Consider the following 21011-nt stretch of genomic DNA (forward strand, 5'->3'; position numbering starts at 1 on the left):
GCTCCGTCGAAGTCCGACCGTAATGAAAGCGCTGAACCCATCGCAAACCTCCTGTTTGCGCCATCGATTCAGATTCGTCCGGCTTTGGGAACCCCAAGAGTCAGCATCAGTGACAACTGGTATAAGCCGAGCCGAAGGAACCTGTCGGCTTCATTACCACCGGGCTAAAGTTCGTCTTCCCCGCCCAAGTTGGGCCGATGCAGCGCGGCGTACCGACCGCTTTCGCCGCACCTATGCTCACGGAACTCCTGATCAGCGGCGAACGTACAACTACGTTTGGCCCTATGCCAACGGAAGGGAGATGGGGCAGGCGGTGGAGCCGCTCTTCAAGACCGTGCCGGAAGGACGACGCACGGAACCAGATTCCAATCATTTTGCCTTTGGCTGGGCCAGCGGCGATTTCCGCCACTGCGGTGGGGAAATTTTTTTAAATGCTTCTACTGCCTCGGCGTCCTGCGCATGATGCAGGCGGCGAGCCGAAAGTTTGCGATCCCCCATGGCCCGCACCTCGCGGCCCAGCGTCACCTCGCTCACCGAGACCCGGAATGCCTCCCAAATCCATTGCGCCAGATCGCACAGACGCCATCGAACGACCCCATCCAGATACGGGGTCGGCCCGCGTTCAGTAGCTCGCGCCAAGGCTGCTTCTTGTTCGTCGTTCAACAGCGAAGGCTTGCCGGGAGCCTTGCCATTGAGCAGGCCGTCGGCACCCCGATCATTGAAACGGACGACCCAGTCGCGAACGATCTGAACCGTGACGCTGCCAGGCCGAGCGGCGTCACCACGCGAACTGCCATCATAGATCGATGCGAGCGCCAGAAGCCGTCGAGCCTAATCGGCATCACGTGTCTGCCGCGCCAGAAGCCGCAGCTTGGCCCCATCAAAGTCCGACCGCAACGAAATAGCTGAACCCATCGGAAACCTCCCGTTTCCACAAGAGATTCAGATTAGCCGGACTTTGGGAATCCCGAAAGTCAGATCCAATGACGATTGGTATAAGTCACACGACGCCAAAAATCCTAACTTTGAGTTGTAATTTCGACCCCTAGAGATATCCTGTATGAGGATGCATGACTACTGCCATAGGTGAAACGGCCTGCCGCTGAAGCTGGTGACCGCGTCGCCTACTATGAGCAATTAGCTAAGGCACGAAGGCGAGCCGGTCGCAGTTTCGATGCGATAACGTATACGCTCGGTGACATCATCAGCCTCTTGGCCGTCATGGAATGCAGAAACTTCTTCAAGGCAGCTGGCTATGAGGCAGAATAGCGCGACACGCTTTAGTAGTAAATTAACTACCTGGACACTCCTATCATCGCCCGCAGGTCCCGAGGTTCGACCAGGGAGCCGAATCTCGATGCTAGGCTATAGTAGGCCGACCTCGTCAAGAAGCTCGCTTCTGCTCGGCCTTCATAGATGCGATGTCGCCAACGACGCGGACACGCACACGGCGAGCGTCACCTGGAAGATAGGCGATCGGAATGTCTTCCGTATCCAGCGTGACGATCGATTTCGGATCGGCACCGGCTTCGACCGCGCGCTGGCGGGAGATCCGGTCCGCTTCGGCGATCGCCTTGTCGCGAGACATGTCGGAAAATACCTGGTCGACTTCGCCGGAGACCTGCGCCATGGCGGCGCCGAGTGCATTGGCAACGCCAGCATGCTCGACGCGCAGCACTTCCCTCGCACCCTTCAGCTTTTCGGGAATGAGGAACGCGCCGCCGCCAACGGCGATCAGCTGCACGCCTTCGGCCGAGGTCTTCATCCGGTCGACGCCGTCTTCCACCATCGCTTCGATGCGCTTCAGAAGGTCGGCGACCATCGCCTTGTCGAGATGCTTGACGCGGTCGCGGTCGCCGATTTCGACGAGGCCGGCAGCCACGGCAACGTCAGTCGTGGTCAGCGTATCGCCACCGAAGACGAGCGCCCTCTCGGTGATGCGGTAACCGACCGAGCGCGGGCCGATCTTGCGGGTTTCCGGATCGATGATCGTGCCGCCGCCCAGCGCCATCGGCAGAAGGTCGGGCATGCGGAACAGGGTACGCACGCCGCCGACTTCGACGACATTGTTGGCTTCACGCGGGAAGCCGCCGACGAGGCAGCCGATATCGGACGTCGTGCCGCCGACGTCGATGACCATGGCCTCCTTGAGGCCGGTGAGGAAGGCCGCACCGCGCATGGAGTTGGTCGGGCCGGAGGCGAAGCTGTAGACCGGGTTGGCCGCAGCGATATCCGCCAGAACCACCGTGCCGTCGTTCTGGGTAAGGTAGAACGGCGCGTCCACACCGGCCTGGATCAGCGCATCCTTGAAGGCGTCGATCGTCTTGCGGCCGAGGCCCTGAAGAGCCGCGTTCAACAGCGTGACGTTCTCGCGTTCCAGGAGGCCGATACGGCCGAGCGTATGGGAGAGCGTGATGCGCGCATTCGGAATGATTGAACGGACGATTTCCGCTGCTTCCAGCTCGCATTCCGCCGTCAGCGGCGAGAAGAGTGCCGTGATGCCGACGGAGGAAATGCCGGCATCGCGGATCTTCATCGCGGCGTCGCGAATTTCGTCCTTGGCGAGCGGCACCAGCGGGCGACCGTCATATTCGTGGCCGCCATGCACCATGAAGGACAGCGGATCGACTGCGTCGCGCAGCTCATCCGGCCAGTCGATCATCGGCGGCAGCGAAGCGCCGGCCGGCATGGCGATGCGGATCGCCGCAACGCGTTCCAGACGAGCGCGCTCGACGACGGCATTAGTGAAATGCGTCGTGCCGATCATCACGGCGTCGACCGGCGAAGCGCCCGGCGCCTGCGAGGACACGACGTGGCCAATGGCGTTGACCACGCCCTGCATCACATCCGCGGTGGTGGGAAACTTGATGGCCGAGAGAACCTTCTCGCCATCGATGAGCACGGCATCCGTATTGGTGCCGCCGACGTCAATTCCGATCCGCTTCATGCTGCAAACACCGATTTAAAATCAATATCATAACCAAAGGCGCGCGGGCCGACATGTTCCAAACCCTTGGGGCTGGTCAGAACGTCCGGCGCCGGCAGGGCGACGACCGTCACGCGCTGGCCGTAACGGACCGTCTCGGTGCCGATCGCTTCGCCCGAAACGGTATCCAGCAGGCAGATCAGATCCGGCGTCATGGCGATCGGTTGGCCGTCGCGGAAGGCGACCGCCCATTCGTTCTGGAAGGCCAATTCAACCTTGGAACCGCGGTCGTCGTCGAGACCTTCGATCGTGGCCGAGCCGCGCAGGAAGCCGCCGGTCGTGGCGCGGTCGACGTCGGCAATCTTTCCCTTGAAGAGGGTCTTGCCGCCTTCATGGGCGAGCACGGCCGCAACCGGATCGGTATGGGCAGCGCGGGCATCGAGCACGGCGCGGCCGAGGCTGACCGCCTTGGTGACCGTGTAGAGAACACCCCAGTCCTTGACTTCCTTGCCGGTGCGCGGCGCCTTGCAGGTCGCGGCGGTCGAACCGACTTCGGTGCAGATCTTGCGGGAAATGCGCTCCATCCACTTCCAGGACGCGGCCTTGGCGACGACGGCTTCGTTGTCGCGGCAATCGACCAGGGTCAGCGGATACATCGGCAGGTCGCCGATCGCGAAGCTCGTCATCTGCGCTTCCGGATAGGCACGGCCCATCGCGTCGGCATCGACGACCGGGATGTCCAGCATGCCGGCAGCGAGGAAGGGCGACAGCGCATTGCCGCCGCCAATTTCGACGCTCATCACGGCGCGGAACTTGCGGCCGGTATATTCTTCCATCAGCTGCATGGCACGAGCCAGATGCGCCGGGTCCACCAGACGCTCCTGGCCGACGAGCGGAGCGCCCATCTTGGAGACCACGGCAACGGCATCGCCGTCGTCAAGTGCTGCCGGATCAATAAGCTTGACGCGCTTGCCGTCCTTGTAGAGCTTTTTCAGGTTGAGCTGCGCCAGATAGGGGCTGCCGCCGCCACCAGTGCCGAGAATCCAGGCGCCAACGGCAAGCGGGTCGATCTCGCCCGCTTCGAAATCACGGATCATGTTTACCTCCGAAGAATGTGCTAGAACCTAGCCATGAGAGGCGAGACATGCCTATAGGGGACTGCCCCTAGGATGGGCTTGCCTTGATTTTGAGCATGCCTAAAACCATCAGGCCGAGACGATCGAAAGGACCGATTCCCTGCCCGTGACGAAGAGCCCATACAATCCGTCTTCGCCCTCACCGGAAGCAGCGGAATCCCGTCATCGCGTGATGTTCCTTAGTGTCGGTCAGTCGCCGCGCACGGACATTATCGGCGACATGCTGGAAAATCTTGATATTCCAATCGAAGCGCTCGAAATCGGCGCGCTTGATGGACTTACCAAGGCGGAGATCGACGATCTGCGCGTGAAGCCCGGCGAAACGAGCATACTGACCCGCCTTGCGGATGGTGGCGATATCATCGTGTCCAAGCCGCGTATCGCCGAACGCATGGCAAAGATCGCCGCCAATTTCCAGCCGCATGAATTCGATCTCGTGGTCATTCTTTCGACCGGTCTCTTTCGAGATTTCGAGAGCACCTGCCCGACCGTCAATGCGCAACGCGCCATGGAATCCACGGTGATTTCGCTCGCCGCGCACGGCTCCGCCGTCGGCCTTATCCAGCCGCTGCAGCAACAGATCGGCGAGCTCGAAATCCCGGCGCTGGCGCCCTACAAGATCAGCGCCAGCTACGCTGTGGATGGCGACAAGAAGCTTTTGGCCAGCGCGCTGATCGATCTGGCAGATTCGGAAATCATCGTCCTGAATTCCGTGAGCTTTACCGAAGTCGACCGGCAGATGGTTGCCAAGGCCAGCGGCAAGCCGGTGGTGCTCGCCCGCCGCATCGTTGCCAGCGCGATCCGACTACTTTTGCACGGAACACACCCGGTGACGCTGCCCGGCGTTCCGCCGGAATTTGCAGAAAAGCTGCTGAAGCTGACGCCCCGGGAACGGCAGGTTCTGTCGCTGGTTGCCGAAGGGCTTTCCAACAAGGCGATCGCCCGTCAGCTCGGCATCAGCCCGAAGACGGTAGAAATCCACCGTTCCAACGTGATGAGCAAGATGGAGGTCACCTCCTCCAACGCTCTCATCCGCATGGTCGTGGCCGCAGGGCACCCCTAAGTCCATCAAGCCATTTTAGGCAAAATCTTTTGTGGTTTGCGCAAGAAAGGTGCCGTGAAAAGTCGTTTTGCCTAAAATTTGATCGTAATAAACATGTCAGAATCATGTCGCTCTAAGGGCATTACCCTATAGTGAAGCCGCGCTTCCGGGCGTTAGGCTCCCTGCCAACGATGCCATGCAGGGAATAACGAGAGCATGCCTTCCACATCCAAGATCGCATTCGTAACCATCGGCCAGACGCCACGTATCGACGTGGTGCCGGAAATGATGGCCGAGATCACAATCGGCCTGCCGGCGGGCCGTGTCGACTTCCGGGAATTCGGCGTGCTGGACGGCATGAGCCCGGCCGAACTTAACGCGATGCGCGCTAAAGACGGCGAGCATTCCTTTGCGACCCGCCTCAACAGCGGCGAGGAGATCGTCTCCTCGAAAGCGCTAACGGAAGAGAAGCTCAACGTGCTTCTGAAGAAGATCGATAGCGAAGGTTTCGACCTCATCGTGCTTCTGTGCACCGGCACGCGGATCGATCCGCTGGAAAACACTCTTGTCGTCGAAGCTCAGCGCATCGTTGATACGACCGTCGAGGCGCTGGCCGCCTCCGCCCGCCAGCTCGGCGTGATCGTGCCGCTGGAGCGCCAGATCAACGATTTTAAGGAACGCCACGTGTTCAGCGGCGAGCCGCGCCTTGTCGCAGCCTCGCCCTACGCTGGCAATGCGATGGCGGAGAGCGCCAAAAAGCTCGAAGGCTGCGACCTCGTGGTCATGCACTGCATGGGGTATTCGGCCGCAATGCTGGAAGCCGCCCGCAGCGCCGTCGATGCCCCCGTTTTGCTGTCGCGCCGCCTCGTCGCCGGCATAGTCCGCCAGATGATCTGAATTCAACCCCAAGCCGTCTTAATAAGAGAGGGAACGAAATGTTCGGCAAGATTTTCAGGAATATCGCGATCGCGGGGCTTTTGGCCTCGTCCGTCCTCGGCTCGCCGGCCAGCGCCTTCGAGCGCACCGACAAGGGCAATGTCATCGTCTTCGGCGGCCGCCAGGCGATCCCGGTTCTCGACCCGCATGTCCGCTACGACTGGTCTACGCGCATGCTGCAGCAGGCCGTCTATGATGCGCTCGTGAAGTACGAAGGCAACCCGGCCGACATCAAGCCGTGGCTCGCCGAGAAGTGGGAAACTAGCGCCGACGGCAAGACCTGGACCTTCCATCTGGTCAAGACCGCCAAGTTCCACAATGGCGATCCGGTCAATGCCGAAGCCATCCGTTATTCCTTCGAGCGCGGCCTGAAGGTCAACAAGGGCGTCGCTTGGATGCTCAAAGACTTCATGGCGCCGGAAGGCATCAAGGTCGTCGATGATTATACCGTCCAGTTCGACCTGAAGGCGCCTTACGCGCCCTTCCTCTCGTTCCTGCCTTGGTGGTACATCGTCAACCCGGCTGAAGTGAAGGCGCATGAAGTGGACGGCGACTACGGCCAGAAATGGTTGACCGACCATGCCGCCGGCTCCGGCCCGTTCAAGCTCGGCCGCTGGGAACCGAACGTCCTTTATGAAGTCGAATCCGTCGAGAATTACTGGAAGGGCTGGCCGCAGGGCAATAACCGCCCGGCCGGCGTAATCTTCAAGATCATCCGCGAACCGGCCGCCCAGAAGGCAGCACTGCAGCGCGGCGAAGCGGATATCGTCGAAGGCCTGACGCCGGACGACTATGTGCAGATCGCCCGCGCCAAGGGTATCGCCATCGAAGACCACAAGGGCATGACGACTTTCGGCATCAAGTTCAACACCCAGAAGGGCCCGACTGCCGACATCAACCTGCGCAAGGCGATCGCCTATGCGATGGACTACGACGCCCTGATCCAGGTGTATAACGGCGCCGCATCGCTCGAAACGAGCCCGCTGCCAGATGCCATGAAGGGCTTCGTGTCGGTTCCGGGCATTCCGCGCAAAGACCTCGCCAAGGCGAAGGAATACCTTGCCAAGTCCGGGTATGCGAACGGCGGCATCACCCTGCCCTACGTTCACGTCGCTGGTCTCGAAGAAGCCCGCCGCATCGGCCTCGTGCTGCTCGACAGCCTGAAGCCGCTCAACATCAATGTCGAGATCAAGCCGGAACAGTGGCCGAACATGGTTGCCAACGGGTCCAAGGTCGAAACCGCGCCGGCCATGACCTCGGTCTATACGACCCCGGTTTCGACCGATCCGGATGCCGTCGCCTACCAGTATCACAAGAACAGCTGGGGCCAGTATTTCGCGATGATGTTCTACGACAACCCGCAGGTTTCCGAGATGATCGACAAGGCCCGCGGTTCGTCCAATTGGGACGAGCGCGCCAAGCTTTACGCCGATATCCAGACCCAGATCGTCGCCGACCAGCCGGAAGTCTTCGGCATGCTGCAGAACCGCCGCTGGGCCCGACGCGATTATCTGCAGGGCTTCCAGTTCAGCCCCGTCCGCTTCACGGGTGAAGTCGATCTCTACCCGCTGTGGGTAAAGGCCGAATAATCACTGGCTGCGATTCCATCCAGCAGCCAGAATGGCGCATGGCCTGGCTCCCCAGTTTCGGGCTATGCGTATTTATCTCGAACTATCACCGGAGAAGACGATGCTGACATTCGCCTTCCGAAAATTGCTGACCCTGGTCGGCACGATGATCGGCATTGCCGCGCTGACCTTCCTCATCACCAATGTCGCGCCCGGCGATCCGGCCCGCCTCGTGGCCGGCCCCAACGCCACCGAGGACATGGTAGCGACTATCCGCAGCGAGTACGGCCTTGACAAGTCGCTGCCCGAACAGTTCTCCGTCTATATGGGTGATCTCGCCCGCGGCGATCTCGGCACCTCGATCGTCACCACACGGCCGGTGCTGGAAGAGGTGATGCGCTATGCGCCGGCAACGCTCGAACTGGTCTTCGTCGCAATGTTTCTCGGCATCATCGTCGGCGTGCCGCTCGGCATGTTGTCGGCCGTCTACAAGGATGGGCCGCTCGACCATGTGACCCGCATCTTCTCGATATCAGGCGTGGCGCTGCCCGCCTTCTGGTTCGGCATCATCCTGCAGCTGATGTTCGCGGTCGATCTCGGCTGGCTGCCGGTCTCCGGGCGGCTGCCACTCGTCACCCGGCCACCGGAATTCTATACCGGCCTTTTGCTGGTTGACAGCCTGATTTCCGGCCGCTTCTCGACCTTCTGGACCTCGCTGCAGCACATCATCCTGCCGGCAATCGTGCTGTCTTTCCCCTGTCTCGCCTCCATCCTGCGCGTCAACCGCGCCGAGATGATCGAGGTTTTGCAGTCCGATTACATCGTCGCGGCACGCGCCCACGGCATCGCCTCCTACCGTATCGTCGCGCTCTACGCGCTGAAGAACGCCATGCTGCCGACGCTTGCCATGATCGGGTTGCGCTTCGGCTGGATGCTCGGCTCCACCGTGCTGGTGGAGACCGTGTTCGATTGGCCGGGTATCGGCCTCTATGCCGTATCCTCCGCGCTCTCGTCCGATTTCAAGCCCGTCGTCGGCGTCACGCTGATGATCGGCTTCTTCTTCATCGTCGCCAATACCCTCGTCGATCTGGCCTATGCGTGGATCGATCCTCGCCTCAGGAGGGCATAATGACGGCAACCTCGATCGAAACCCCGGTGGAGACATCGGTGGAAGCCAACCGCCCCCTCACCTTCCGCGAACGACATGCCAGCCAGATCCGCCAGTGGCGGCTCTACGCCCACATGTTCCGAAAGAGTTTCTCTTCCATGCTCGGCCTGACGCTGGTCGTGCTGTTCCTGCTGCTTGCAGCCTTCGGCCCGCTGCTGGCGCCCTATCCTGAAGCGGCAAGCGGCGCGATCAACATGTCCGCCAAGCTTCAGCCGCCGAGCGCGCAATATTTGTTCGGCACCGATGAAATGGGCGCCGACATCTTCTCGCGCGTCATCATGGGTGCCCGCACTTCGCTGTGGATCGGTGTCATCATCACCGGTCTTGCGGCGATTATCGGCGTGCCGCTCGGCATCATCGCCGGCTATAGTGGCGGCTGGGTGCGCGCCGTCATCATGCGCATCACCGAGCTTTTCCTCGCCGTTCCCGGCCTCGCGCTTGCTTTGGCGATCGTGGCTGCTCTCGGTCCCGGCATCACCAACTGCGTTCTGGCGTTGGCGATCGTTTGGTGGCCTGGTTACGTCCGCCTCGTCGAGGCAAAGACGCTTTCGGTCAAGGAAGAACTCTTCGTCGAATCCGCTCGATCGATCGGCGCCAAGACGCCGTGGATCCTCTGGCACCACATCCTGCCAAATTGCCTGTCACCCATCATCGTTAAGATAAGCATGGACATGGGCATGGCGATCCTTTCGGCTGCCAGCCTCGGCTTCATCGGTCTCGGCGCCTTGCCGCCGGCACCGGAATGGGGGGCGATGATCTCGGTCGCCCGCACCTACATGCCGGACTGGTGGTGGTATTCGCTCTTCCCGGGCGCTGGGATCTTCCTCACCGTTCTCGGCTTCAACCTGCTGGGCGACGGCCTGCGCGACATTCTCGACCCAAGGACCCGCGACAGATGACCGAACCTTTGCTTGATATTAAAGACTACCGCCTGCATATCGCGACCTTTGATGGTGCGGTGCATGTGCTGAAGGGCATAAACCTCACCGTAAACCGTGGCGATACGCTCGGCATCGTCGGGGAATCCGGCTCGGGCAAGACGGTTCTGGTGCGCTCGGTGCTCGGCATCGGCCCGCGCAATTCCAAGGTCTTGCAGGGCTCGATCGCCTTCGATGGACAGGACATTACTCACCTGTCGGAAAAGGACTGGACGAAGATCCGCGGCATCCGCATCTCGATGATCTTCCAGGACCCGATGACCTATCTCAACCCGCTCTTCACGGTCGGGCGACAGATCGCCGATGTCATCGCCGCGCATGAAAAGGCCGCAGTCAACGGCGTGTCCTCCAAGGCGGCCCGCCGAACCCGCACTGAAGAACTTCTGGATCAGGTTGGCCTGCCGAACCCATCCATGCTGTTTTCGCAATATCCGCACCAGCTTTCCGGTGGCATGCGCCAGCGCGTGCTGATCGCCATGGCATTGGCTGGCAGGCCGGATATCCTGATTGCCGACGAACCGACCACCGCGCTTGACGTGACCGTTCAGGCACAGGTTCTCGACCTGATCAACTCGCTGGTCGAAAAGCTGAACCTCACCGTCATCATGATCAGCCACGATATCGGCGCGATCGCCACGATCGCGAAACGCTGCGCGGTCATGTACAAGGGCGAAATCGTCGAACAGGGCCTGACCTCCGACATCCTCAATCGCCCGCAGCACGAATATACCCAGCGTCTGTTGGCAGCTGTGCCGGATATCGACGCGGCTGCTGAAAAGCTTCCCGCCGAGCCGGCCGCGACGGAGCCTGCCAAGCCAGGGATTCTCCTTGAAGCTATCGACCTCAAGAAAGTCTATCGCAGCCAGTCAGGCGCCGAGTTCACCGCCGTCAACTCGCTCAGCCTCTCGGTGAAAACCGGCGAAATCTTCGGCGTGGTCGGCGAATCCGGTTCCGGCAAATCGACACTGGCGCGCATGCTGCTAAGCCTAATCGAGCCGACGTCCGGCGACGTGATCTTCGACGGCACCAACATTACCGGTCTTGCCGGTGAACCGCTCCGCCAGATGCGCCGCCATATGCAGTTCGTTTTCCAGAATCCGCATTCGGCACTCAACGGTCGTCACACGATCGGTGATGCGATCGGCGAGCCGCTGCGCATCCAGACTTCGATGAGCCGCCGCGATATCGAGGCGCGCGCGGAAGCGCTGCTCGACATCGTGCAACTGCCGAAATCGTTCAAATACCGCTACCCGCATGAGCTTTCCGGCGGCCAGAAACAGCGTGTCTGCATCGCCCGCGCCATCGCGCTGAACCCGCGGCTGCTGATCCTCGACGAACCTACCTCGGCGCTCGACATCTCCGTCCAGGCCCAGGTGTTGGACTTCCTGCAGGAGCTGCGGTCGGAGCTCGGCCTGACCTACGTCTTCATCTCGCACAATCTCGCCGTCATCCGGCAAATCTGCGACCGGACGATCGTCATGAAACATGGAGAGATCGTCGAACAGGGCAGGACAGAGAACGTCTTCCTTGCTCCCCGTGAGGCGTATACGCAGGCGCTCATCGAGAGCGGTCGCAAGACTTCGCAAGCTGCGACGCTCAGGCCCGGGTCCTAGGTCGACGCGGCGCTAATACTATCTAAGCGCAGTCGCAGCCAGGGCCGCATGACCTTAAAGCTGCCCGATCATGGCCACATCCCGCCGCACGTTGGTCTAGATGACAATCTCGCTCCTTGGAGGGTTTTACGCATTTCTTGGTCTTGAACGGATTAAACCTTCGACGTCTTCATTCTCCACTTGGCTGCTGCTCGTGCTCGGGCAGCAATCTTTGAAGCTGTCACTCCCTGGAAAGCTGATCGCGATAGTAGGTCATCGCTGCCTACAAATTCATGCGGCATTCGCCTTTTCCATCAACGCCCGCTGGATTGCCGCGTGCAGTTGTTCCTGGGTAAACGGTTTAGTCATCCGCAATAGGTCTATCAGGCCGTGACCGTCAGGTAGCTCTGCATAGCCCGAGGCGAGGATTACGCGCAAATCTGGGTACGATGAATAAACGAGCCGGGCAAGCTCTGCGCCCGTCATTCCCGGCATGGCATGATCCGTTATCACAAGGTCGAACTTTTGATCGGAGGCCAACAGTTCAAGCGCCACTGAGGCGGAAGACGCTTCAATCGCTCTATGACCAAGATCTTCCAACATCGCAGCAGTGCCCATGCATACGAGGGCGTCGTCGTCCACTACGAGGACGGATAGCGAATGGTTTCTCACCAGTTCACTCTCCAGTGATTGGGTCCCGACGGAAGTTGGAAGTCCCTGATTTTCAGCGATCGGCAACCACAGTGAAACTGTCGTCCCCACACCCTCGACACTCGAGAGCTCCAGCGCTCCGCCAGACTGGGCCGCGAGACCATGAACCATCGACAAGCCAAGCCCGGTGCCCTTCCCTAGCCCTTTTGTCGTAAAAAACGGCTCTGCTGCGCGCAACGCGGTTGCTTCATCCATTCCCGCACCGTTGTCGGATACCGAGATTCTCACATATCGCCCTGGCCTCAGGGCGGGCGGTCTTCGGGATGAATCTTCAGTAGCAGCGACAGTGATGGTTCCGCCATCCGGCATGGCGTCGCGCGCGTTCACGAAGAGATTGAGCAGTGCGAGCTCGAGTTGATTGCTGTCTATCAAAAGCGGTGGCAGATCCTTTGAGATATGGTTTTCTACCCCGACACCCGGACCGAGCGCCTTGCCGAGGAGATCTTCGATATTGTCAAATAGCTGGGGGAAGTCGACAGCCTGCGGCTTCAATTCCTGGCGGCGGGCAAACGCCAGCAGGCGTTGGGTGAGTGACGCGCCTCGCTCCGCTGCCTGGATTGCGTTCTTGACAAGACGGTCGCTCTTCTCGTCGGCAGGAAGACGTTTCTTGAGTAGGTTCAGGCTGCCCAAGACGGCCATCAGGAGGTTGTTGAAATCATGCGCAACGCCGCCGGTGAGCTGACCGATCGTATCGAGCTTCTGTGCTTCGAACAATTGCGCGAGTGCATCTTCTCGCTCCCGCGTGCGCTGATCTATACGCTGTTCAAGCTCTTCGTTGAGCTGGCGCAGCTCGGCCGAGGAAGCTTCGAGCTCAGCGGTTCTCTCTCTGACCCGTTCCTCCAGCTCTGCGTTCAACCGCTCCAGTTCTCTGGTCTTCCTATAAAGGTCAGCAAAGACCCGTACCTTGGCGCGCAATACTTCTGGCACGATAGGCACAGAGACATAGTCGACGGCTCCGGCAGCATAGCCTCGCAACCGGTCCGGCTCTGCCATCATCACAGCGGACACGAAAATGATCGCCGTATTTTGATAGCGAGGATGCTCGCGGATCATGCTGACGAGTTCGAAGCCGTCTTGTTCCGGCATACAAACGTCGACTAGGATCACCGCGATGTCGTTGCGCAGGAGGTGCTCCAGCGCTTCTCTTCCAGAGTGCGCCTTAAGAAGCGTCTCGCCAAGCTCCTGGAGGACAACCTCATAACTCAGCAGTTTTGCTGGCTGGTCGTCCACAAGTAGAATGTTCACAGGGTTCATGATCATCTCCTACCGGTGAAGCCACATTCTCAGCGCCGACAAGAGCTGCTCGGTATTGACGGGCTTGGCAAGATAATCGGAAGCCCCGGCTTCCAAACATTTTTCGCGGTCACCCTTCATCGCTTTTGCCGTCAAGGCAAGGATTGGCAAACGACGGAAGCTGGAGTCTGAGCGGATCACTTGCATCGTCTCATAGCCGTCCATTCCCGGCATCATAATATCCATTAACACGATCGCGACGGAGGGCTCCTTTTGAAGAACTTCGATCGCTTCGCTCCCAGTCGTCGCGGTTAAGACACGCATTCCCCGGCGCTCCAGAACACTACTCAACGCGAATATGTTGCGGGCGTCATCATCGACCAGCAAAACGGTCTCTCCAAGCAGATCCTCGTCGGAGCTGTGAAGTTCCTCCAGCAGCGACTGCTTTGCGGGTGGCATGTCAGCAACCACGCGGTGGAGGAACAGAGCTGTTTCGTCGAGAAGGCGCTCCGGCGACTCTACACCCTTGACGACGACACTGCGTGCCATCGTGTGGAGACGCGCATCATCCTCCGGAGAGAGTTCCCGGCCGGTGAATACGACGACCGGGACTTCGCTTATCTCATCGTCGTCGCGGATTTTTTCGAGCACTTCGAAGCCGGACATGTCAGGGAGCGACAGATCAAGAACGACACAGTCGGCGGAACCGCCTTTGAGGGCGGCCAAGGCATCCGCACCCGTGGCCACACTTTTGATATCGATGTCGTCATGTCCCAGGAGGGCCGTAACGCTCAAGCGCTCCGCCTCGCTATCCTCCACGAGAAGAAGAGTTTTACGACGAGGCTGAACATATGTTTTGAGCCTCGAAAATGCCCTCCCAACACTCTCGCTAGTCGTGGGCTTGCTCATGAACGCGAAGGCGCCTCGCGTCAGCCCATGCTGCCTGTCTTCGTCAAGGCTGATGATTTGAACCGGGATATGGCGCGTTGCAGCCTGTTGTTTCAGTTGGCTGAGCACCGTCCATCCCAGCATGTCAGGAAGAAAAATGTCGAGCGAGATCGCCGCGGGCTTATACTCTTGTGCCAGCGCGAGCGCCTCGCTGCCGCGGTTCGCGACCACTGCTTTGAAGCCGCTGTCATGTGCAAGATCGACCAGCACCCTGGCATAGTGGGCATCGTCCTCGACAATCAACAGGATTGCATCGCCGGCTTGAAGGTGGTGGCGGTCATCTTCTACCTGTTCAACCGGCTTCTCGGCGCGGCGAGCGGCGGCCGCTTCCGCAAGTTGAACAACATTAGTGGGCTCAGGACGGGACGTTATAGGCACCGATGCTGCGCCAACATATGTCAGCGGCAGAAACAGAGTAAACGTGCTGCCGACGCTAGGAGCGCTGCGGAGCTGGATCTCGCCACCGAGAAGGTTGGCCAGTTCGCGGCTGATGGCAAGACCGAGCCCGGTACCACCATACTTGCGGCTCGTGGACGCGTCAGCCTGCTGAAAAGCCTCGAATATGAGCCTTTGCTTTTCGAGCGGAATGCCAATGCCGGTATCCGAAACCTCGAAGGCGATCACCGAAGGCGAGTGTTTGAGTGACGGATGGTCGGCCGTCCATCCCTCGGTGGGAGAGGTGACACGAAGGGTAACCCCGCCCTGCGCTGTAAACTTGAAGGCGTTTGAAAGCAGGTTCTTGAGGATCTGTTGGAGACGCTTGGAATCGGTGATGATGCTTCTCGACACCTCTGGGCCGACTTCAACCGCAAACCCCAGATCGCGGTTGTCGGCTTCATGCCTGAACGGCCGAGACATTACCTCCAGAAGATTGTTGATGAATATTTCCTCCGCATCGACAGAAACGGTCCCCGACTCGATTTTAGAGAGATCGAGAATGTCACTGATGAGGTTCAGGAGGTCGGTGCCTGCGCCATGGATCGTCTTAGCGAATTCGACTTGCTTGCCCGACAGATTGCCATCGGGATTTTCCCCTAGTTGCTGGCCGAGGATGAGGATTGAATTGAGGGGCGTGCGCAGCTCGTGCGACATATTGGCCAGGAATTCGGACTTGTACTTCGAGGTCAGGGCAAGCTCGGTCGCTTTCTCTTCCAGCGCGTGACGGGCCTGCTCGATCTCCTGGTTTTTCGCCTCGACTTCGACGTTGCGCTCCTCGAGCTGCTGCGCTTTTTGCTCTAGCTGTTCGTTAGTCTGCTGCAGTTCGCGCTGTTGCGTTTGCAATTCGGTAGCCAACTGTTGCGACTGCTTCAGGAGACCTTCGGTCTGCATCGTCGCTTCGATCGAGTTGAGAACGATCCCGATTGAGGTGGTCAGCTGATCCAGGAAGGTCAACTGCAGATCGGTGAAGTCGCCGGCGGAGGCAAGCTCGATGACCGCTTTGACCTGTCCCTCGAAGTGAACCGGCAAAACGATCGCGCTTTTCGGCAGCGCGGAAAACACGCCCGAGCTGATCGGCACGACGTTGTCCGGAAGGTTGGTGACCAGGATACGGCGCGTGTCGACCGCGCATTGACCCACGAGGCCTTGACCAAATTCCAGCCGTGGCGGATGTGCGGTCTCCAGGCCATTGGCGTAAGCTGAGAGCAACGAGAGCGAAGGGAAGCGCTCATCAGCGTCGACTTGATAGATGACGCCCTGGTGCGCGCCGACGAGCGGCGCCAGTTCCGAGAGAAGTAGCTTACCAACCAGCGTGAGATCCCGCTGGCCCTGCAGCATATTGGTGAAGCGTGCCAAGTTGGTCTTCAACCAGTCCTGCTCCGTGTTTTGGTCGGTCGTTAAACGCAAGTTGCCGATCATGGTATTGATATTGTCTTTCAGCTCCGCGACTTCACCGCGCGCCTCGACCTGGATTGATCGCGTCAGGTCACCCTTGGTAACGGCGGTCGCGACCTCAGCAATGGCGCGGACCTGGGTCGTGAGGTTCGCGGCAAGCAAGTTGACGTTGCCTGTCAGGTCCTTCCATGTGCCGGCGGTGCCTGGCACATTAGCCTGGCCGCCAAGCCGGCCCTCGACACCCACTTCGCGGGCAACCGTCGTCACCTGGTCTGCAAAGGTCGCGAGCGTATTCGTCATATTGTTGATGGTTTCGGCCAGCGCCGCGACCTCACCCTTAGAGGCGACGGTGAGGTCTTGTTTGAGGTCGCCGTTCGCTACTGCCGTGACCACCTTGACGATGCCGCGCACCTGTTCCGTGAGGTTGGCGGCCATCACGTTGACGGTATCAGTCAGGTCCTTCCAAGTCCCGGCCACGCCCGGGACCTGAGCCTGTCCGCCGAGCTTGCCTTCGGTGCCGACTTCTCGGGCGACGCGCGTCACTTCGCCCGCGAATGCATTAAGCTGGTCCACCATCGTGTTAATAGTGTTCTTGAGCTCGAGAATCTCGCCCTTTACATCGACGGTGATCTTGCGTGACAGGTCGCCCCTTGCCACCGCGGTGGTCACTTCAGCGATGTTGCGCACCTGCGTGGTAAGGTTTGCGGCAAGCAGGTTCACGTTGTCGGTCAGATCTTTCCACGTGCCAGCGACGCCTGGGACGACGGCCTGTCCGCCGAGACGGCCATCGGTGCCCACTTCGCGGGCGACGCGCGTCACTTCGCCCGCAAATGAGCGAAGCTGATCGACCATGGTGTTGAGAGTATCTTTGAGTAGCAGAATTTCGCCACGCACGTCGACGGTGATCTTACGGCTAAGGTCACCATTGGCGATGGCCGTCGCGACCTCGGCGATGTTGCGGACCTGGGCCGTCAGGTTGCCTGCCATCGAGTTGACGCTGTCGGTCAAGTCCTTCCAAGTGCCTGCAACGCCCGGGACCTGGGCCTGCCCACCGAGCTTGCCTTCGGTGCCCACTTCGCGGGCGACACGCGTCACTTCGCCGGCAAAGGCGTTCAGCTGATCCACCATCGTATTGATGGTGTTTTTCAGCTCGAGAATTTCGCCTTTCACGTCGACAGTGATCTTGCGCGATAGGTCTCCGCGCGCCACGGCGGTGGTGACCTCAGCGATATTGCGGACCTGGCCCGTAAGGTTGGAGGCCATGGAATTTACGTTTTCCGTGAGATCCTTCCAAGTGCCGGCAACGCCTGGGACCTGAGCCTGACCGCCAAGCTTTCCTTCAGTGCCGACTTCTCGGGCGACGCGCGTGACTTCCGAGGCGAACCGGTTCAGCTGGTCTACCATCGTGTTGAGGGTTTCCTTCAGCTGTAGGATTTCGCCCTTCACATCAACCGTGATCTTGCGCGACAGGTCGCCATTGGCGATCGCCGTCGATACTTCCGCGATGTTGCGAACCTGTGCTGTCAGGTTGCCAGCCATTGAGTTGACCGAATCCGTCAAGTCCTTCCATGTGCCGGCAACGCCGGTCACGTTGGCTTGCCCCCCGAGCCGTCCTTCCGTGCCGACTTCGCGCGCAACACGCGTCACCTCTCCAGCAAAACCATTGAGCTGGTCGACCATCGTGTTGATGGTTTCCTTGAGCTCCAGGATTTCCCCTGAAACGGTTACGGTGATTTTCTTTGACAAGTCGCCTTGAGCGACGGCGGTCGCTACTTCGGCGATGTTTCGTACCTGACCCGTGAGGTTCGACGCCATCGAATTCACGGAATCGGTCAGGTCCTTCCATGTGCCCGCGACGCCACGGACGTTTGCCTGGCCCCCAAGCTGGCCTTCGGTACCCACTTCGCGCGCAACGCGCGTGACCTCTGAAGCAAACGCATTCAACTGATCGACCATAGTGTTGATGGTCTGCTTCAGCTGCAGGATCTCGCCCTTCACATCCACGGTGATCTTTTTCGACAGATCGCCGCTGGCGATCGCTGTCGATACCTCGGCGATGTTACGCACCTGCGCGGTCAGGTTCGATGCCATGGAGTTCACGTTATCTGTCAGATCCTTCCAGGTTCCGGCAACGCCGGGTACCTGCGCCTGCCCGCCGAGGCGGCCCTCGGTGCCGACTTCACGAGCCACGCGTGTGACTTCACCTGCAAAGCCGTTGAGCTGGTCGACCATCGTGTTGATGGTTTCCTTGAGCTCCAGGATTTCGCCCGAAACCGACACCGTGATCTTCTTCGACAGGTCGCCGTTGGCAATTGCGGTCGAAACCTCCGCGATGTTTCGAACCTGCGCTGTCAAATTGGATGCCATTGAATTGACATTGTCAGTCAGATCCTTCCAGGTGCCAGCAACACCCGGCACTTGTGCCTGGCCCCCAAGCCGGCCCTCGGTGCCAACTTCGCGTGCGACACGGGTCACTTCGCCGGCAAAGCCGTTCAACTGATCGACCATCGTGTTGATGGTTTCTTTAAGCTCAAGGATTTCACCCGATACGTCGACCGTAATTTTACGCGAAAGGTCTCCGCGTGCGACTGCTGTGGTGACCTGAGCAATATTGCGCACCTGAGCGGTAAGGTTGCCACACATAGCGTTGACCGAGTCTGTCAGATCTTTCCAGGTGCCGGCAACACCCGGAACAAGAGCCTGGCCCCCCAGCTTTCCTTCCGTGCCGACTTCACGAGCGACACGCGTAACCTCAGATGCAAAAGAACGAAGCTGATCCACCATCGTGTTGATGGCTTCCTTCAGCTGCAGAATTTCGCCTCTGACATCGACGGTGATTTTTTTCGAAAGGTCGCCGTTCGCCACGGCGATCGTGACCTCGGCAATATTTCGAACCTGCGCCGTTAGATTGGATGCCATGGAGTTGACGCTCTCCGTCAAGTCCTTCCATACGCCCGTGACTTCAGGGACCTGGGCCTGACCACCGAGCTTTCCATCTGTGCCCACCTCGCGGGCAACGCGCGTAACTTCCGACGTAAACACGCTCAACTGCTTGATCATCGTGTTGACGATTTCGGCCGAGCGAAGGAATTCGCCCTTGAGTGGGCGTCCATCGACATCGAGAGGCACGGTCTGCAGCAGGTCACCTTTGGCAACTGCGGTAATCGTTCGGGTCACGGCAGCCGTCGGCCAGACAAGATCATCGATCAGCGTATTGATCGAAAGCTCCATATCCGACCATGAGCCACCGGCTAGTCCCAAACGGACCCGGGTGCTCGTCCGACCGTCTCGTCCGACCACTTGGCCCACATTCTCGAGCTGAGAGGCCATCTTTTGGTTGGCGGCGATGATATCGTTGAGCGTGTCAGCGATTTTTCCGGTTATGCCCGTGAGGTCCGAGCGCATGCGGGCGGTAAAATCGCCGTTGCGCATGGCAAGCAACGCATCCAGGAGTGCGCGAGCATCGCTGCCTCCAAGTGTCGTCACGCTTTGTTCCTCAAAACCCTCTATCTCTTGATCGCGCTGAACTCCGCTGCCTTGCCCGCTCATTGAAAACCCCTCCGTTCGACGCCCTATACCTAGCGTCAGTTATGGGGAAAACCATGTCATTGACAATAGGGACTTCAGGCGGACCAAGTTTAACCGGGGCAGTGTAATTCCTCGGCTGTCTCGAACTGCCTGTCTTGTGAATTCTAACGCCGGCTACGCCAAAAAATGTTCAAAAGGGTTGATCCCGCCACCGCCAGATTCTAAACCGCTAAGGATGTCAAGAGATGTGAGTTCAGAGTCAGACTTTGTCGAGATGGTCGAGAGCTGTTTCGATTCTGTGTGGTCACTCGAGTTGCTATTGCTCATCCAGGCACAGCCGGATCGGCGATGGACAACGTCGGAACTGGTTTCCGAACTACGCAGCAGCGAGCTGGTGGTCACTCAGTCGGTGCGTTGCCTTGGCGGCGCTGGGCTGTTGGTCGATGAGGGGGACAGCAATTTCCGCTATGCCACAGTGTCGCCTGACCTTGCCGCCTTTTTGACGAGGCTTGACGATGAGTACCGCGCTCGGCCAAATCAGATAAGACGCATAATCGTCGGGCGCTCAAATGGCAAACTCACTTCGTTTTCAAATGCCTTCCTCTTAAGGAAAGACCCGCAGTGAACCAGATCGTTCAAGTGGCAATCTATCTTCTTTGCCTTGTGGCAAGTGGTACTTGTACCTGGCTCCTCCTAAGAGGATACGGGCGGTCCTTAACACGCCTGTTGCTTTGGGCCGGCCTATGCTTCGCGTTCCTGTCCCTCAATAACCTCGCGGTATTATTTGACCTTTTGATTTTCCCGCAATTGGATTTTCAAGCCTGGCGGCATGCCGCCTCTTTGATAGCCGTTGGAGTATTGCTGTTCGGCCTGGTCTGGGAGTCGGAGTAAATGTTCGCCTTCGTTTCCGGCCTCATCACCATGGGCTTTCTGGTTTCCGGATTGTTCTTCATTCGATTCTGGGTTCGCACACGCGATCAACTTTTTGCAGCCTTTGCCGCCGCGTTCTGGCTACTGGCCGCCAACCAGGCTTTGCTTGCCCTCTCCGATCTTCCGGTTGAGGAGAGGAGCTGGATGTATCTCCTAAGGCTCGCGGCCTTCGTCCTCATCATTCTCGCGATCGCGTTGAAGAACCGACGTTAGGTACGACCGCCGGAGCCAGGTGCCTTTCTAGTCCTCGTCACCCAGCGAGTGGTAGCCGGCCACCCATGCTGAAAAAAGTTCCGGCTCGGTCAGTGCGCTGTATGGGCAGAAGGCCAGACCATGCCTCTAACCATGCGCAGCGCGACATCGCTTCCCGCAAACAGTCCCGTGGGCGAAGCTCCCTTATACCAACCGTCATTGATCAGAACCCTTGTGCCCAGTTGCGCCTTCCGATCGACATTATCTTCCACGGTCGGTCCTGCAGTGTTCGCCAAGCGTAGCAGCAATGATCGACGATATCCTCGTATG

Annotated in this window: 14 protein-coding genes and 1 pseudogene; 9 read left to right on the top strand and 6 right to left on the bottom strand. The window is 59.4% G+C overall.

All coding sequences use genetic code 11. The features are described 5' to 3' along the window. Positions 1–343, top strand: a pseudogene (locus KX729_RS34750) (hypothetical protein); the annotation flags it as partial. Positions 344–369: 26 nt separating this feature from the next. Here KX729_RS34750 and KX729_RS32255 read toward each other — a convergent pair. The 3 genes from KX729_RS32255 to KX729_RS32265 all read right to left on the bottom strand — a co-directional run bounded on the left by KX729_RS32255 (position 370) and on the right by KX729_RS32265 (position 4023). Further along, positions 370–819 carry a winged helix-turn-helix domain-containing protein gene (locus tag KX729_RS32255; protein ID WP_219746545.1) on the bottom strand — a complete coding sequence of 150 codons (450 nt, stop codon included), beginning with the start codon at positions 817–819 and terminating at the stop codon, positions 370–372. A 565-nt stretch (positions 820–1384) separates the two neighbouring features. Further along, positions 1385–2947 carry a hydantoinase/oxoprolinase N-terminal domain-containing protein gene (locus KX729_RS32260; RefSeq protein ID WP_219746535.1) on the bottom strand — a complete coding sequence of 521 codons (1563 nt, stop codon included), beginning with the start codon at positions 2945–2947 and terminating at the stop codon, positions 1385–1387. After that, positions 2944–4023, bottom strand: coding sequence for an S-methyl thiohydantoin desulfurase family protein (locus KX729_RS32265; protein ID WP_219746536.1), 1080 nt, complete (start codon positions 4021–4023; stop codon positions 2944–2946). The genes KX729_RS32260 and KX729_RS32265 overlap by 4 nt, the downstream gene beginning before the upstream one ends. Before the next feature lie 145 nt (positions 4024–4168). Here KX729_RS32265 and KX729_RS34080 point away from each other — a divergent pair, with 145 nt between their 5' ends. The 6 genes from KX729_RS34080 to KX729_RS32295 all read left to right on the top strand — a co-directional run bounded on the left by KX729_RS34080 (position 4169) and on the right by KX729_RS32295 (position 11327). After that, entirely contained in the window at positions 4169–5125 is a 957-nt protein-coding gene (locus KX729_RS34080; RefSeq protein ID WP_312993322.1) for an AroM family protein, read from the top strand. Positions 5126–5320: 195 nt separating this feature from the next. Continuing rightward, on the top strand, positions 5321–6001 hold the full coding sequence (locus KX729_RS32275) for an AroM family protein (RefSeq protein WP_219746537.1): 681 nt from the start codon (positions 5321–5323) through the stop codon (positions 5999–6001). Positions 6002–6039: 38 nt separating this feature from the next. Continuing rightward, on the top strand, positions 6040–7629 hold the full coding sequence (locus tag KX729_RS32280; RefSeq protein WP_219746538.1) for an ABC transporter substrate-binding protein: 1590 nt from the start codon (positions 6040–6042) through the stop codon (positions 7627–7629). A gap of 100 nt (positions 7630–7729) precedes the next feature. Next, positions 7730–8737 (top strand): ABC transporter permease, encoded by a 1008-nt coding sequence (locus KX729_RS32285; protein WP_219746539.1) that lies wholly within the window; start codon positions 7730–7732, stop codon positions 8735–8737. After that, entirely contained in the window at positions 8737–9675 is a 939-nt protein-coding gene (locus tag KX729_RS32290) for an ABC transporter permease (RefSeq protein WP_246618032.1), read from the top strand. Before KX729_RS32285 ends, KX729_RS32290 begins: the two co-directional genes overlap by 1 nt. Further along, the gene (locus KX729_RS32295; RefSeq protein ID WP_219746540.1) at positions 9672–11327 is read left to right on the top strand and encodes an ABC transporter ATP-binding protein; all 1656 of its coding nucleotides are present in this window, start codon (positions 9672–9674) and stop codon (positions 11325–11327) included. The genes KX729_RS32290 and KX729_RS32295 overlap by 4 nt, the downstream gene beginning before the upstream one ends. 270 nt (positions 11328–11597) lie before the next feature. Here KX729_RS32295 and KX729_RS32300 read toward each other — a convergent pair whose 3' ends face one another. Continuing rightward, entirely contained in the window at positions 11598–13271 is a 1674-nt protein-coding gene (locus tag KX729_RS32300) for a response regulator (protein ID WP_219746541.1), read from the bottom strand. A gap of 9 nt (positions 13272–13280) precedes the next feature. Beyond that, positions 13281–19580 carry a HAMP domain-containing protein gene (locus KX729_RS32305; protein ID WP_219746542.1) on the bottom strand — a complete coding sequence of 2100 codons (6300 nt, stop codon included), beginning with the start codon at positions 19578–19580 and terminating at the stop codon, positions 13281–13283. A 600-nt stretch (positions 19581–20180) separates the two neighbouring features. Between KX729_RS32305 and KX729_RS32310 the strand changes: the two genes are divergently transcribed. Together KX729_RS32310 and KX729_RS32315 are read left to right on the top strand one after the other, a co-directional pair. Further along, the gene (locus KX729_RS32310) at positions 20181–20450 is read left to right on the top strand and encodes a DUF5985 family protein (RefSeq protein WP_312993329.1); all 270 of its coding nucleotides are present in this window, start codon (positions 20181–20183) and stop codon (positions 20448–20450) included. Continuing rightward, entirely contained in the window at positions 20451–20702 is a 252-nt protein-coding gene (locus tag KX729_RS32315; RefSeq protein WP_219746543.1) for a DUF5985 family protein, read from the top strand. It abuts the gene before it with no gap. Positions 20703–20791: 89 nt separating this feature from the next. Here KX729_RS32315 and KX729_RS32320 read toward each other — a convergent pair. Continuing rightward, positions 20792–21011, bottom strand: a 220-nt coding sequence (locus KX729_RS32320) for a hypothetical protein (RefSeq protein ID WP_219746544.1), incomplete at its 5' end; no start/stop codon positions are given.

This window comes from Neorhizobium populisoli, assembly GCF_019430945.1.
Lineage (GTDB): Bacteria > Pseudomonadota > Alphaproteobacteria > Rhizobiales > Rhizobiaceae > Neorhizobium > Neorhizobium populisoli.